Source organism: Mycolicibacterium sp. SMGY-1XX (genome assembly GCF_059132455.1).
This window is the reverse complement of record NZ_CP101139.1, coordinates 5,429,873-5,445,317: the sequence shown is the minus strand read 5'-3', so window position 1 is coordinate 5,445,317 and position 15,445 is coordinate 5,429,873. Positions and strand designations below refer to the sequence as shown.

10 protein-coding genes are annotated in these 15,445 nt (G+C 68.0%); 5 read left to right on the top strand and 5 right to left on the bottom strand.

Annotated features, from left to right (window positions below; all coding sequences use genetic code 11):
* Positions 1-8 precede the first annotated feature (8 nt).
* From NL241_RS26005 to NL241_RS25995, 3 genes are all read left to right on the top strand, one after another.
* Positions 9-1,190, top strand: a complete 1,182-nt coding sequence (locus NL241_RS26005) for an acetyl-CoA C-acetyltransferase (protein ID WP_494395431.1) — start codon at positions 9-11, stop codon at positions 1,188-1,190.
* A 65-nt stretch (positions 1,191-1,255) separates the two neighbouring features.
* Positions 1,256-1,639 carry a DUF3817 domain-containing protein gene (locus NL241_RS26000; RefSeq protein WP_494395430.1) on the top strand — a complete coding sequence of 128 codons (384 nt, stop codon included), beginning with the start codon at positions 1,256-1,258 and terminating at the stop codon, positions 1,637-1,639.
* 13 nt (positions 1,640-1,652) lie between these two features.
* Positions 1,653-2,582: a tetratricopeptide repeat protein gene (locus NL241_RS25995; protein WP_494395429.1), complete on the top strand. Its 930-nt coding sequence runs from the start codon at positions 1,653-1,655 to the stop codon at positions 2,580-2,582.
* Positions 2,583-2,588: 6 nt separating this feature from the next.
* On the opposite strand, the gene glgB is transcribed toward NL241_RS25995, so the two are convergent.
* Both glgB and NL241_RS25985 read right to left on the bottom strand, forming a co-directional pair.
* Positions 2,589-4,814, bottom strand: a complete 2,226-nt coding sequence (glgB, locus tag NL241_RS25990; protein WP_494395428.1) for a 1,4-alpha-glucan branching protein GlgB — start codon at positions 4,812-4,814, stop codon at positions 2,589-2,591.
* Between the two features lie 13 nt (positions 4,815-4,827).
* Positions 4,828-6,915 carry an alpha-1,4-glucan--maltose-1-phosphate maltosyltransferase gene (locus tag NL241_RS25985; protein WP_494395427.1) on the bottom strand — a complete coding sequence of 696 codons (2,088 nt, stop codon included), beginning with the start codon at positions 6,913-6,915 and terminating at the stop codon, positions 4,828-4,830.
* Between the two features lie 193 nt (positions 6,916-7,108).
* Here NL241_RS25985 and glgP point away from each other — a divergent pair, with 193 nt between their 5' ends.
* Positions 7,109-9,721: an alpha-glucan family phosphorylase gene (gene glgP, locus NL241_RS25980; RefSeq protein WP_494395426.1), complete on the top strand. Its 2,613-nt coding sequence runs from the start codon at positions 7,109-7,111 to the stop codon at positions 9,719-9,721.
* Positions 9,722-9,776: 55 nt separating this feature from the next.
* Entirely contained in the window at positions 9,777-10,628 is an 852-nt protein-coding gene (locus NL241_RS25975) for a virginiamycin B lyase family protein (protein ID WP_487696643.1), read from the top strand.
* Here the strand turns inward: NL241_RS25975 and NL241_RS25970 are convergent.
* From NL241_RS25970 to NL241_RS25960, 3 genes are all read right to left on the bottom strand, one after another.
* Entirely contained in the window at positions 10,625-12,085 is a 1,461-nt protein-coding gene (locus NL241_RS25970; RefSeq protein WP_494395425.1) for a neutral zinc metallopeptidase, read from the bottom strand. The two genes, NL241_RS25975 and NL241_RS25970, sit on opposite strands and share 4 nt — an antisense overlap.
* Before the next feature lie 70 nt (positions 12,086-12,155).
* Entirely contained in the window at positions 12,156-14,135 is a 1,980-nt protein-coding gene (locus NL241_RS25965; RefSeq protein ID WP_494395424.1) for an ATP-dependent DNA helicase, read from the bottom strand.
* Positions 14,136-14,146: 11 nt separating this feature from the next.
* Entirely contained in the window at positions 14,147-15,439 is a 1,293-nt protein-coding gene (locus tag NL241_RS25960) for a nicotinate phosphoribosyltransferase (protein ID WP_494395423.1), read from the bottom strand.
* Between the last annotated feature and the right edge of the window lie 6 nt (positions 15,440-15,445).

Here is a 15,445-nt window from a genome sequence, read left to right as displayed (position 1 = left end):
AGGACTTTATGACGACGTCGGTGATCGTTGCTGGAGCGCGGACCCCGATCGGCAAACTGTCGGGGGCGTTGAAAGATTTTTCGGGGTCTGACCTGGGTGCGGTGGCGATCAAGGGCGCCTTGGAGCGAGCCGGGGTGGATGCCGGGTTGGTGGACTACGTGATCATGGGCCAGGTGTTGACGGCCGGGGCCGGGCAGATGCCGGCGCGCCAGGCCGCGGTGGCGGCCGGCATCGGCTGGGATGTCCCGTCGTTGACGATCAACAAAATGTGCCTGTCGGGCATCGATGCGATTGCACTGGCGGATCAGCTGATTCGGGCCGGGGAGTTCGAGGTGGTGGTCGCCGGTGGGCAGGAGTCGATGACCAAGGCGCCGCACCTGCTGATGGACAGCCGGGCCGGATACAAATACGGCGACGTCACGGTGCTGGACCATCTGGCCTACGACGGCCTGCACGACGTGTTCACCGACCAGCCGATGGGGGCGCTGACCGAACAGCGCAATGATCAGGATCGATTCACCCGCGTTGAGCAGGATGAGTACGCGGCCGGGTCTCATCAGCGCGCCGCGGCGGCGTGGAAGGACGGGGTGTTCGCCGACGAGGTGGTGCCGGTGTCGATTCCGCAGCGCAAGGGTGATCCCATCGAGTTCACCGAGGACGAGGGCATCCGCGCCAACACCACCGCCGAGTCGCTGTCGGGCCTGCGTCCGGCGTTCCGCAAGGACGGCACCATCACCGCCGGGTCGGCGTCGCAGATCTCGGACGGTGCCTGCGCCGTGGTGGTGATGAGCAAGGCCAAGGCCGAGGAGCTGGGCCTGGAGTGGCTGGTCGAGATCGGCGCCCACGGGGTGGTGGCGGGTCCGGACTCGACGTTGCAGAGCCAGCCGGCGAATGCGATCAAGAAGGCGGTGGCCCGGGAGGGCATCAGTGTCGAGGAGCTTGACGTCATCGAGATCAATGAGGCGTTTGCGGCGGTGTCGTTGGCCTCGGCCAGGGAACTCGGCGTGAGCCTGGACAAGGTGAACACCAACGGCGGCGCCATTGCGGTGGGGCACCCGATCGGGATGTCGGGCGCCCGGATCACCCTGCATGCGGCGCTCGAACTCAAGCGCACCGGCGGTAAGTACGCCGTCGCGGCGCTGTGCGGGGCCGGCGGCCAGGGGGACGCCCTGATCCTGCGGGCGCCCTGACCTACGGCACCGATTCGTACGACGTGGCGTAGTAGCCAGCGCGCCGGTCAGGCACAATAGGGGCCATGTCTAGCGCTTATGATCTTCGGTCCACGGCAGGACGCTTCCGGCTCGTGGCTCTCCTGGAAGCCGTCAGCTGGGTCGGATTGCTGGTGGGGATGTTCTTCAAGTACGTCGGATCCCCCCGCACCGAGATCGGCGTGAAGATCTTCGGGCCGGTGCACGGCGGTGTTTTCGTCGCCTTCCTGGTCGCCGCGCTGTTCGCCGGGATCGCCTACAAATGGGGCCTCGGCACATGGTTGCTGGCGTTGCTGGGAAGCATCTTGCCGCTGGGCAGTGTGATCTTCCTCATATGGGCTGACAAGACGGCTCGGCTGGGCGACGCCCCAGCCGTCCGGAGCAGCGTTGCGCCGGGCGGACCAGCGCGGCCCGCACCCGAGGCGACGTGACAGACTTGAGGGCGTGACGAGACCTGGATCTCCTGGGCGCCCCCCGGCCGGGGCCGCATTTGCCGCGTCGATGGCCGGGGCCGTTGACCTGTCGGGGCTCAAGCAGCGGGCACAGCAGCCCGCCGTAGGCGCCGCAGACGGCGCCTCCGCGGGCCCGCCGCCGGGTACAGAGGTCACCGAGGCGACCTTCGAGTCCGACGTGCTGGTGCGGTCCAACGAGGTGCCGGTGGTGGTCGTGCTCTGGACTCCGCGCAGCGACTCCTCGGTGCAGCTGGTGGAGGACTTCTCCGGCCTGGCCGCACAGGACGGCGGCAAGTGGGCGCTGGCCACCGTCAACGTCGACACCACGCCGCGGGTGGCCCAGGCGTTCGGTGTGCAAGCCGTCCCGACTGTGGTGGCGCTGGCAGCCGGCCAGCCGCTGGCCAGCTTCCAGGGTTCGCAGCCGCCTGATCAGCTGCGCAAGTGGATCGACTCGCTGCTGAGTGCCACCGCCGGGAAGCTCAGCGGCGGCGCCGAGGGTGAGCCCGAGGAAGTGGACCCGGCTCTGGCGTCGGCGCGCGAAGCACTCGAAAACGGTGATTTCGCCACCGCCAAGACCGCCTACCAGGCCATCCTGGACAACGATCCAGGCCACGTCGAAGCTAAAGGCGCGGTGCGCCAGATCGACTTCCTCACCCGCGCCACCGCACATCCGCAGAACGCTGTGGCACTCGCCGACGCGGCGCCCTCGGATATCGACGCGGCGTTCGCCGCCGCCGACGTCCAGGTGCTCAGCCAGGACGTCAGTGGCGCTTTCGACCGTCTCACGGCACTGGTGCGGGCCACCTTCGGGGACGACCGCACCCGGGTGCGGACTCGACTGATCGAGTTGTTCGACCTGTTCGACCCCGCGGACCCGGATGTCATCGCCGGGCGCCGCAAGCTGGCCAACGCCCTGTACTGATATCGGCTACTCGGGCCGCTCCGGCTCGAGCCACAACGCCGAGTTGGGCGGCAACACCAGCACCGCAGAGGCGGGCCGGCCGTGCCACGGATCGGCGGTGGCGTCCACCCCGCCCATGTTGCCTGCGCCGCCCCCGTTGTAGATGGTGGCATCGGTGTTGAGCACCTCACGCCAGCGTCCGGCCAACGGAAGTCCGAGCCGGTACTGGCTGTGCTCGGAGCCGGAGAAGTTGAAGATGCACGCCAGCGTCGAGCCGTCCTTGCCGAACCGCAGGAAACTGAGCACGTTGTTACCCGAGTCGTTGGCGTCGATCCAGGAGTAGCCCTCCGGCTGAGTGTCCTGCGTCCACAGCGCGGGGTGGCTCTTGTAGATGCCGTTGAGGTCCCGGGTCAATGCCTGGATGCCGGTGGAGAAGCTCTGCTCGTCGAGCTGGTACCAGTCGACGCCGCGCTCCTCGGACCATTCGGCACGCTGGCCGAATTCCTGGCCCATGAACAGCAGCTGCTTGCCCGGGTGTGACCACTGGTAGGCCAGCAGGGTGCGTAGGCCGGCGGCTTTGACGTGATCGTTGCCGGGCATCCGGCCCCACAGCGTGCCTTTGCCGTGAACCACCTCGTCGTGGCTGATCGGAAGGACGTAGTTCTCGCTGAACGCGTACAGCATGGAGAACGTCATCTCGTGATGGTGGTAGCTGCGGTAGATCGGGTCGCGGCTGATGAACGCCAGGGTGTCGTTCATCCAGCCCATGTTCCACTTCATCGAGAAGCCCAGGCCGCCGAGATTGGTCGGCCTGGTGACACCGGGCCAGGACGTCGACTCCTCCGCGACGGTGACGATGCCCGGGGTGAGCTTGTGCACCGTGGCGTTCATCTCCTGCAGGAATTGCACGGCCTCGAGGTTCTCCCGGCCGCCGTATTTGTTCGGCGACCAGCCGCCCTCGGGGCGGGAGTAGTCCAGGTAGAGCATCGAGGCGACGGCATCCACCCGCAGCCCGTCGATGTGGTATTCCTGCAGCCAGTACAAGGCGTTGGCCACCAGGAAGTTACGCACCTCGGCTCGGCCGAAGTCGAAAACGTAAGTGCCCCAATCGAGTTGCTCCCCCCGACGGGGGTCGCCGTGCTCATAGAGTGGGGTGCCGTCGAATCGGCCCAGCGCCCACGCGTCCTTGGGGAAGTGGGCGGGCACCCAGTCGACGATGACGCCGATGCCGGCCTGGTGCAGCCGGTCCACGAGATAGCGGAAATCGTCGGGCGCGCCGAACCGCGACGACGGTGCGTAATACGACGTCACCTGGTAGCCCCAGGACCCGCCGAACGGGTGCTCGGCCACCGGAAGCATCTCCACGTGTGTGAATCCCTGTTCGACCACGTACTCGGTGAGCTCGTCGGCCAATTGGCGGTAGCTCAGCCCGGGACGCCAGGAACCCAGGTGCACCTCGTAGGTGCTCATCGGTTCGAACACCGGGTTGACCGTGGCGCGCTGGGTCATCCAGTCCTCATCGGACCAGGAGTAGTCGCTGGTGTACACCTTCGAAGCGGTTTGCGGCGGTACCTCGGTGGCGAACGCCATCGGATCGGCACGGTCGGTGACACTGCCGTCGGCGCCGCGGATCCGGAACTTGTACAAGCCCTCCTCCGGGAAACCGGGCCAGAACAGCTCCCACACACCGGTGGAGCCCAGGACACGCATCGGCGCCTGCTGGCCGTCCCAGTGGTTGAAATCGCCGACCAAGCTGACACCCTTGGCGTTGGGCGCCCAGACGGCGAACGACACCCCGTCCACGGTGCCGTCGGCGGTGGTGAACGAGCGGCGGTGCGCGCCCAGCACCTCCCACAGGCGTTCGTGGCGGCCCTCTGCGAACAAGTGCAGATCGATTTCACCCAAGGTGGGCAGGAACCGGTACGCGTCGGCGATCAGATGGGTGTCGATACCGCCGTCGGAGGACTGATAGCTGACCTCGAGCCGGTAGTCGATCAGGTTGGCGAACGGCAGAGCCACCGCGAAGAGCCCGGAGTCGATGTGCTGCAACGGATATCGCACACCTCCGATGACCGCCACCACGTCGGTGGCGTGCGGCCGGAATGCCCGGATGACGGTGTGGTCGCCGTATTCGTGCGCGCCCAGAAGGGCGTGCGGGTCGTGATGGGTACCGGACACCAGCCGGTCCAGATCAGAAGGATCCGGTGCCAGATGCTTGCTGACGGTGTCTTTCTGGGTTCCCGAGTGAGTCATCGTGACGCTCCTTTCACTCGCGCCGCAGCAGAACTGCGCGCTTGTCGGGCGGAATGAGCGGCATGTTCAGCACATGCGCGACTGCCCTGGCCGGGTCGATGCGGACATAGTTGCCCTGACCCCATTGGTATTCCTCTCCGGTGATCTCGTCGCGGACCCAGAATCGCTCGTAGTCCTCCATACCCAGAGCGCTCATGTCCAACCACAGGGTGCCTTCCTCAGGCCCGAATGGATTGAGGGTCACCACCACCAGTACGGTGTCGCCGGTCTCGGGGTCGAACTTGCTGTAGGCCAGCAGCGCGTCGTTGTCGATGTGGTGATAGTGGATGGTGCGCTGCTGGCGCAGTGCCGGATGGATGCGACGAATTTCGTTGAGCCGGGCGATGAATGGCTCCAGCGACCGACCCTCGGCCAGCGCGGCGTCGAAATCGCGGGGCCGCAGTTCGTACTTCTCGGAGTCCAGGTACTCCTCGCTACCTTCCCGTACCGGCTGGTGCTCGAACAACTCGAAGCCGGAGTACACGCCCCACACCGGACTCATGGTCGACGCGAGAACCGCCCGGATGGCGAACATGCCGGGGCCGCCGTGCTGCAGGCTCTCGTGCAGGATGTCCGGCGTGTTGACGAACATGTTGTGCCGGGCTTCGTCGGTGCGGGCGGCGACCTCCTTGCCGAATTCGGCGAGCTCCCACTTGGCGGTGCGCCAGGTGAAGTAGCTGTACGACTGGGTGAAACCCAGCCGGGCCAGGCCGTACAGCCGCGCCGGCCGGGTGAACGCCTCGGCCAGGAACAGGATGTCCGGGTCGTAGGCCTTGGCCTGGCCGATCAGCCACGCCCAGAAGTCCGGCGGCTTGGTGTGGGGGTTGTCCACTCGGAAGGTCTTCACGCCGTGGTCGATCCAGAACTTCACCACCCGCAAGACCTCGTTGTAGAGGCCGGCCGGGTCGTTGTCGAAGTTCAGCGGATAGATGTCCTGGTATTTCTTCGGCGGGTTCTCGGCGTAGGCGATGGTGCCGTCGGGCAGTTCGGTGAACCACTGCCGGTGATCCTTGGCCCACGGGTGGTCGGGCGCGCACTGCAACGCCAGGTCGAGGGCTACCTCCATGCCGAGATCATTTGTGGCGGCAACAAATTCGTCGAAGTCATCGATGGTGCCCAGGTCCGGGTGCACGGCGTCGTGCCCGCCTTCGTCGCTGCCGATCGCCCATGGTGAGCCGACGTCGCCCGGGGCCGCGGTGACGGTGTTGTTGCGGCCTTTGCGGTGCACCTTGCCGATGGGGTGGATGGGCGGCAGGTACACCACGTCGAAACCCATCCTGGCGATACGCGGAAGTGCCTTGATGGCGGTGGTGAAGGTTCCGTGTACGGGGTTGCCGTCGGCGTCCCAGCCGCCGGTGGAACGCGGGAAGAACTCGTACCAGGACGCGAACCGGGCGTCGCTGCGGTCGACCCAGACGCCGTACTGGTCGCCGCGGGTCAACAGTTCGCGCAGCGGGTAGGTCTCGAGCAGGGCGGTGACATCCGCCGACAGTGCGGCAGCGGCGCGCACGAACGGGTCGCCGGGTTCGCGCAGCTTGGTGGCGGCCTGGATCAACGGATAACGATCCTGGCGCGGGACACCCGCGGCGGCGCGCTCCAGGAGTTTGGCGCCGATCAGCAGGTCATTGGACAGCTCGGCTTCGCCTTGGCCGGCGTCGAGCTTTGCGGTGATGGCTTTGCGCCAGGTCGCGATGGGGTCACCCCACCCGTCGACCCGGTAGGTCCACAGGCCCACCGCGTCCGGAACGAACTGCCCGTGGAACACATCCGGTGTGCGCCCGGCCGACATGGGCAGGCGCTGGGGCTTGACCCGCGGTGACGGGGAGACGATCTGGTCGATGGGGATCGGCTCGACCGGTTGCGCGCTCGGGGTAGGACCCGCGACCAACTGCGGATACGAGGTGCCGTGATAGCGCACCACCAAGGTGGCGGCCACGGCGTCATGACCTTCGCGCCACACCGTGGCGGACACCGGCACAACCTCTCCCACCACGGCTTTTGCCGGGAATTTCCCGCCGGATATAACTGGCTGGACGTCGTCGATCTCGATGCGACCGGGCACCCGAGCTCTCCTCTAGGCGTCTAGGGCGCGGCGGGGCCGCGCGGTGAATTGCCGTCTCTGTCGTCCTGACTGGTACTTCGGTTAACCACTTCGCGTCCACCTCAACCGTAGTGTCCGCGCACCGCCGAAGGGAGGGGCGCAATCCGCTGTGTTGCTCACAAGGCGCGGCGCTCGCTCAGTAAGGTGGGGCTACGTGAAGGCTCTCCGACGGTTCACGGTCCGTGCTCATCTGCCTGATCGGTTATCGGCGCTGGAACAGCTGTCGGTCAACCTGCGCTGGTCATGGCACACCCCGACGCAGGAGCTGTTCGCCAGCATCGACCCGCAACTCTGGTCGCGCAGCGGCGGTGATCCAGTTGCCCTGCTCGGGTCGGTGACCCCGGCGCGGCTCGACGAACTGGCCGGCGACGGGTCGTTCCTGCACAGACTCGACGCGCTGGCCGCCGATCTGGACAACTACCTCACCCGCGAGCTGTGGTATCAGCAGCAACAGGACTCGTCGGACGCTGCGCTGCCGGCCGGAATCGCGTACTTCTCGATGGAGTTCGGGGTGGCCGAGGTGCTGCCGAACTACTCCGGCGGCCTGGGGATCCTCGCCGGCGATCACCTGAAATCCGCCTCCGACCTGGGTCTGCCGCTGATCGCGGTCGGCCTGTACTACCGCTCCGGCTACTTCCGGCAGTCGCTGACCGCCGACGGCTGGCAGCACGAGACGTATCCGTCGGTGGATCCCGCCGGCTTGCCGTTGCGGTTGCTCACCGAACACGGCGGCGCGCCGGTGCTGGTGTCGCTGGCGCTGCCCGACGGCGCGCAACTGCACGCCCGGGTGTGGATTGCGCAGGTCGGTCGCATCCCGCTGTTGCTGCTCGACTCCGATATCCCCGAGAACGACCACGACCTGCGCGGCACCACCGACCGGCTGTACGGCGGTGACCAGGAGCATCGCATCAAGCAGGAGATTCTCGCCGGCATCGGTGGGGTGCGCGCCATTCGCGCGTTCACCCGGGTGGAAGGGCTGCCCGCACCCGAGGTCTTCCACATGAACGAGGGTCACGCCGGGTTCCTGGGTGCCGAGCGCATCCGCGAGTACATCAGCGGTTCCGGGCTGGACTTCGGCACCGCGCTGGCCGTGGTGCGGGCCAGTACCGTCTTCACCACGCACACCCCCGTCCCGGCCGGCATCGACCGGTTCCCGACGGACATGGTGAGCCGGTACTTCGCCGATGACGTTGCTGCGCCGCTGTTGCCCGGGGTGACGCTCGAGCAGATCCTGTCCTTCGGCGCCGAGGACGATCCGTCGAAATTCAACATGGCCCATATGGGGTTGCGCCTGGCGCAACGAGCGAACGGTGTGTCGCTGCTGCACGGCCGCGTCAGCCGGGAGATGTTCAACGAACTGTGGCCGGGTTTCGACCCGCGCGAAGTGCCGATCGGGTCGATCACCAACGGTGTGCACGGGCCCACCTGGGCGGCCCCGCAGTGGCTCGAGCTGGGCCGTGAACTGCTCGGGACAGACGACCTGGGTTCACTCAGCGAGCCGGACACCTGGAAGCGGCTGCAGCAGGTGGATCCGGGCCACCTGTGGTGGATCCGGTCTCAGCTGCGGGCGCTGCTGATCGACGACGTCCGGGCCCGGCTGCGGCGCTCCTGGTTGGAGCGTGGCGCTTCGGAGGCCGAATTAGGCTGGATCGCAACAGCATTCGACAAGGACGTGCTGACCATCGGGTTTGCCCGACGGGTTCCGACGTACAAGCGGCTGACACTGATGCTGCGGGATCCGCAGCGGCTGGAACAGCTGCTGCTCGACGACACCCGGCCGCTGCAGTTGATCGTCGCGGGCAAATCGCATCCCGCCGACGACGGCGGCAAGGCGTTGATCCAGCAGGTGGTGCGGTTTGCCGACCGGCCCGAGGTGCGGCACCGGATCGCCTTCCTGCCGGACTACGACATGTCGATGGCACGGCTGCTGTACTGGGGCTGCGACGTGTGGCTGAACAATCCTCTGCGGCCCCTGGAAGCGTGTGGCACGTCGGGCATGAAGAGCGCCCTCAACGGTGGGCTCAACCTGTCGATCCGCGACGGCTGGTGGGACGAGTGGTTCGACGGCGAGAACGGCTGGGAGATCCCCACCGCCGACGGCATCATCGACGACAACCGTCGCGACGACCTGGAAGCGGCGGCACTGTATCGGCTGCTGGCCGAGTCGGTGACCCCGAAGTTCTATGACCGCGACCATTCCGGAGTGCCGGGGCGGTGGGTCGAGATGGTGCGCCACACCCTGCAGGCTCTGGGCCCGAAGGTGCTGGCCTCCCGGATGGTGCGCGACTACACCGAGAAGTACTACATTCCGGCGGCGGCATCGTTGCGGCGCACCATCGAACCTGCCGGGGGAGAGGCATACGGGACGGCCCGCAAGCTGGCCGATTTCCGCGACCGTGTGCAGAAGGCGTGGCCGCATGTCGAGATCACCGACGTCGACAGCAGCGGGCTGCCCGACACGCCGCTGCTGGGTTCGCAGCTGACGCTGACGGCGGTGGTCCAGCTGGCCGGGCTGCGCCCGGATGAGGTGGTGGTCCAGGCGGTGCTCGGCCGTGTCGACACCGGCGACACGCTCATCGATCCCATCACCGTGGTGATGACGCACGTCAGCAGCTCCGACGTCGGTGGTGTGGAGAGCTCGGCGACGTTCGCCACCACCACGCCGCTTCCGGTGGCCGGTTCCGTCGGCTACACCGTCCGCGTGTTGCCGCACAACGATCTGCTGGCCGGCGACAGCGAGCTCGGCCTGGTCACGCTGGCTCGATGAGCACAGCCGGAGGCCGAGGCTGTGAGGGACGAGCAGGCGAAGGAGCTCCGGCTCGATGAGCACAGCTCTGACGGTCGCCGTCGACGGCGGACCGTATGCGCTGGCGGCCGCCCCCGACGGGTCGATGTGGGTGACGTTGGTGCACAGCGGCTCGGTGGCCCGGATAGACAGGGCCGGAAACCCGACCGTGTTCCCGGTGGCGCCGGGTAGCAAGCCGTCGATCATCACGGCGGGACCGGACGGGGCGATGTGGTTCACCTGCGCCGGCAGCGACCGGATCGGCCGCATCACCGCGTCAGGTGAGTTGCGTTTTGTCGAATTACCGGACGGCAGTGGGCCTTTCGGGCTGACGGTCGGGCCGGACTCGGCGCTGTGGTTCACCACGATGACGCGCGGCACTCTCGGGCGGGTCACGACCGAGGGTGAGGTCACCGACGAGGCCCACCTCGGTGGGATGCCCTCGATGGTGATCACCGGCCCGGACAATGCGCTGTGGTGCACGCTCAACGAGCGAAATGCGGTGGCGCGAGTGGATCCGCGTACCGGGAAATCCACCGTGCGTGAACTGCCGACCCCGAACGCCGGACCGGTCGGGATCACGGCCACCCACGACGATGCGGTGTGGTTCACCGAGATCCGCGCCGGCAGACTCGGCCGCATCCCACTGCACGAGGCCATCCAGGAGATCGACCTTCCGGGCAAACCGCACGCCGTGGTGGCCGACATGGTCGACGGTGTCTGGGTGAGTCTGTGGGGTGCCGATCAGCTGGCCCGCGTCACCGGCGACGGTGAGATCACGACGTTCGATCTGCCCGCAGGCAGTGAGCCCCACGGCTTGGCCGTCGACGCCGACGGAGCGCCCTGGGTGGCGCTGGAGTCGGGATTTGTTGTCCGCCTGCCGCTTTAGGGGAACCGCCGCATACAGCGGTCCTGGTCGCCGAGGACGCCGATCCGGAACGCGTCGATGCGGGAGAAGCCGGCCGGAACCGACTCGCCGTTGACATCGCCGGCGGCCAGACCGTTGGTCAACAGTCCCGCCACCGCTTCGTCGAGATCGCCCGCGGTGAGGGCGAAGGTGTTGCCGTCGGGGGTTTTCACCTGCTCGGCGAGTTTGGTGGTGGCCACGCCGGTCAGGCACGCCGTCCGCAGCCCGGCGGCGGCGTTGTCGAGCACCAGCCCGCCGTGCTCGCGCTGCACGGCCATCATGTACCGCGACATCAGGATCGAGTAGGCGGTGTTGTCACCCGACAGTGCTGCCGAGAACTCGTCGTCGCCGCTCGGGGTGCCGATCGCCTCGAGTTCCGGCAGATCGACGGCAAGGGTGTTCGTGGCTGGACAGTACGACACCGGCGGGCTGGGCCGGGCGTCTTCGCAGTCCTTCGCCGACTCCGCGTCGAAGCTCAGCGCGGCCGGGTTGGTCGGCTGGAACAGGATGGTCAGGGCATCCACCAGCGTGCGCACCGATTCCTCCGAGACCGGCCATTCGCCGGTTTGGCCGCCCTGCAGCTGCACCGGCAGCTCGCCGCGTCGCTGCGCCACCTCCTTGGCGTCGATGTTGGCGCACGCGGAGGGCCCGTCGCTGAAACCGAACTGGAAGGCGGAGATCCGCTCGAACGCCGATCCGTGCTCGTCGCCGCCGCCGCCGCTGTAGAGGTCGTCTTCGGTGAGGAGCGGATCGCGGAACGTGATGATGCCGGCCAACAGATTGTTCAAGCCGTCACCGGTGCTCAACGAGAACCGCGAGGAATTGCCCTCGGCGACCCAGCGCATGTACGAGCCCGCGAAACAGTCGGCCTGCTGTTCGCCGACCAGCACGGCGGTGCCGCGTTTGTTCAGTTTGGCCTGACGCTGGATGGAATGGCCGTACTCGTGGGCCAGCACCATGGTGATGCCCATGTCGCCGTTGGCGCGTCGCAACGACGGCAACAGCACTCCGCGATCCCAGCCGATGGTGCGGTCCATCGAACAGAAACCCGCGTTGACGAATCCATAGGTTTCCAGGTCGCAGAAAGTGCCGTCGTAGTCGTCGGCGTCCCAGGAGATCAGGGCCGATACCGGACGGAACTCCCCGGGGAAGACGTCACTGTAGACGCTGTTCCAATACTCCTCGATATCGCTGATGGACTGGCCGGCGACCTCGTCGATGTCCCCGCCGTCGGTGCCCTCGACATCGCGGGTCGGTTCCTTGGCGTCGGGGCGCAGGCCGGAGGGCCCGTCGACAGCCGGCAGGCCAGCGACGCGGAACGGGTCGGCGAACACCGAGACCGGAGTGCCCTCCAACGTCGTCGAGCAGGAGGTGAGCGCCGCCGTGACGGCAAGGACGGCGCCGGCCGATACGAGTGTGCGGGGTCGTCGCAGGCGCATGGGCCACCTCTCGCGTGAACACATCCGGGGTTGCCCCGTCCGGTGTTCGCCAGGATAGTGCGGGAGCGGGTCAGCCCGTGGTGCTGTCGAGAGTCGCGCGCAGCCGGCTCAACGCCTGCCGGGCGGCGCCGGGGTCGGTGGTGGTCCAGAACGGAGGCAGCGACGCGCGCAGGTACCCGCCGTAGCGGGCGGTGGCCATCCTCGAGTCCAGGACGGCGACGACGCCGCGGTCGTCGGCGCGCCGCAGGAGCCGACCTGCTCCCTGGGCCAGCAACAGCGCGGCGTGGTTGGCCGCCACCGCCATGAACCCGTTGCCACCTCGCGCTCCGATGGCGCGCTGGCGCGCCGTCAGCAGCGGGTCGTCGGGGCGCGGGAACGGGATGCGGTCGATCAGCACCAGCGACAGCGACGGCCCCGGCACGTCGACGCCCTGCCACAGCGACAGCGTGCCGAACAGCGACGTCGCCGGATCAGCGGCGAACTGTTCGATGAGTGCCGACATACCTTCTTCGCCCTGGCACAGCACCGGGGTGTCGAGCCGCTCGCGCATGGCCTCGGCGGTGGCACGGGCGGCACGCATGGATGAGAAGAGCCCGAGGGTGCGACCGCCCAGTGCGGTGATCAGGCCTTCGATCTCGTCGAGTTGCTCCGCGGAGCCCACACCGTCGCGACCCGGGGGCGGCAGGTGTTTGGCGATGTAGAGGATGCCGGACTTGGCGTGCTCGAACGGCGATCCCACGTCCAGTCCCCGCCACTTCGGCGCCTCGTCGCCGGCCAGCCCCCACGCGCCGGCCATCGCCTGGAAGTTGCCCCCCAGCGTCAAGGTGGCCGAGGTCAGCACCGCCGTGGACCGGGAGAACAACCGGGTGCGCAGGAGACCGGCCACCGACAGCGGGCCCACCCGCAGGATGGAACGCACCGAACCCCGGTTGTCCTCGCGGTCGAGCCAGACGATGTCCAGCCGCTCGGTCAGCGGCGGCTCGAACGAGGTGAGGATTCTGGTTGCGGTGTCGGCGATCTCGGTCAGCGCGGCGACTGCCTCGGTGCGCGCGGCCGCGGCCTGCGGATCCCGCGGTGCCGGGTCGATCGACTGCCGCGCGGCGCTGGCGGCATCGCGCAACGACGTCAGATACGTCGCGAGTTCGTCATCGAGGTGATCCATCCGGCCGGGTTCGGTGTCGTGGATCGCCGAGGAGAACACGGCCGCCGCCGCTTCGAGTCGCGAGGTCAGTTCGGGGCCCACCAGGCGGGTGGCGCGCCGCGTCGCGGCGCCCAGAGCGGCGGAGGTCAACTCACCGGTGGCCACACCGGTCACTCGGTCGACGAGTTCGTGGGCTTCGTCGACGACCAGCAGCTCGTGCTCGGGCAGCACGGCGGCATCGGCGATCGCGTCGATGGCCAGCAACGCGTGGTTGGTCACCACCACATCCGCCAAACCGGCTTGGCCACGGGCTTTTTCGGAGAAGCACTCGGTGCCGAACGGGCACCGCTGCGCGCCGATGCACTCCCGGGCCGACACGCTGACCTGCGCCCAGGCCCGGTCGGACACACCGGGTTTCACTTCGTCGCGGTCGCCGCTGCGGGTCTCCGACGCCCACTCGGTGAGCCGGGCGACGTCGCGGCCCAGGGCGGAGGCCGCCATGGGTTCGAACAGCAGTTCCTGCGGCGGGGTGTCGGCATCGGTGCCCGCTGAACCGTTGTGGATCTTGTTCAGGCACACGTAGTTCGAGCGACCTTTCAAGAGCGCGAAACTCGGCTCCCGTGGCAGCGACTCGGCCAGCGCGGCGCTGAGCCGGGGCAGATCCCGGTCGACCAGCTGGCGCTGCAAGGCGATGGTGGCGGTGGAGACCACCACCGGACCACGCTCGTCGGCGGCCTTGGCCAGCGCGGGCACCAGGTAGGCCAGCGATTTCCCGGTTCCGGTCCCGGCCTGCACGGCCAGGTGTTCGCCCTTGTCGAAGGCGCGCGACACCGCCTCGGCCATCTCGACCTGTCCGCTGCGCTCAGTTCCTCCGAGGGCGGATACCGCGAGCGCCAGCAGCTCGGTCACATCGAGCGTGCTCAGGGTGCGACGACCCGGGTCGAGATGGCCGGCTCACCCGCCGACAGTTTGAGGCCCTCCCACGGAATGCTGGTCAGTCCGGCGGCCACGCGGGCACGGGCCTCGGCCAGCTCGGTGGACGCCACGACGTCGCCGCCGCGGACCAGCGGCACCGTCAGCAACCGGCCTTCCTCGACGTCGGCGGGCGGAGTGTGCGCGGGGAAGATCACTTCTTCGACGATGGTGCCCGACGACCTGGCGTAGCGGACCGCTTGTTTGCGACCGCCATGGGATTCCTTGTGGCTGCTGCGTTTCTGCACCGGGATACCGTCGACCTCGACCAGCTTGTACACCATGCCCGCGGTGGGGGCGCCCGAGCCGGTGACCAGTGAGGTGCCGACGCCGTAACTGTCGACGGGCTCGGCGCGCAGCGCGGCGATGGAGTATTCGTCGAGATCGCCCGACAGCACGATCCTGGTGTTGGTGGCGCCCAGCGCGTCGAGCTGTGCCCGCGCCTGCCGGGCCAGCACACCCAGGTCACCGGAATCGATGCGCACCGCTCCCAGCTCGGTGCCGGCCGCGGCGATGGCGTTCTCGATACCGGTGGTGACGTCGTAGGTGTCCACCAGCAGGGTGGTGCTCACGCCCAGTGCGGCGACCTGGGCGCGGAAGGCAGCCAGCTCGTCGGAACCCTCGGCGGTGGTGTGCAGCATGGTGAAGGCGTGTGCGCTGGTGCCCAGCGCCGGCACACCGTGCACCCGCTGGGCCTCCAGATTCGACGAGCCGTCGAACCCGGCGATGTAGGCGGCGCGGGCAGCGGCCACGGCCGCACGTTCGTGGGTGCGCCGCGAGCCCATCTCGATGAGGGTTCGGCCCTGGGCGGCGCTGACCATCCGGGCGGCGGCCGAGGCGATGGCGGCGTCGTGATTGAAGATCGACAGCGCCAGCGTCTCGAACAGCACGCATTCGGCGAAGCTGCCGTGGACCGAGAGCACGGGCGAGCCCGGAAAGTACAGCTCGCCCTCGGGGTAGCCGTCGATGTCGCCGGTGAACCGGAAGTCACGCAGATACAGCAGCGTGTCGGGATCGAGGAACTCCGAGAGCAGATCGAGGGCCTGTTGGTCAAAGGTGAACTCCGCCAACGCCTCCAGGAACCTGCCGGTGCCCGCGACCACGCCGTAGCGGCGACCCGGGGGCAGCCTGCGGGCGAACAGCTCGAAGCTGGTTCGGCGTTGCGCTGTACCGTCGCGCAGCGCAGCCGACAGCATGGTCAGCTCGTACTTGTCGGTCAGCAGCGCCACCGTCACGGCCATTACGCT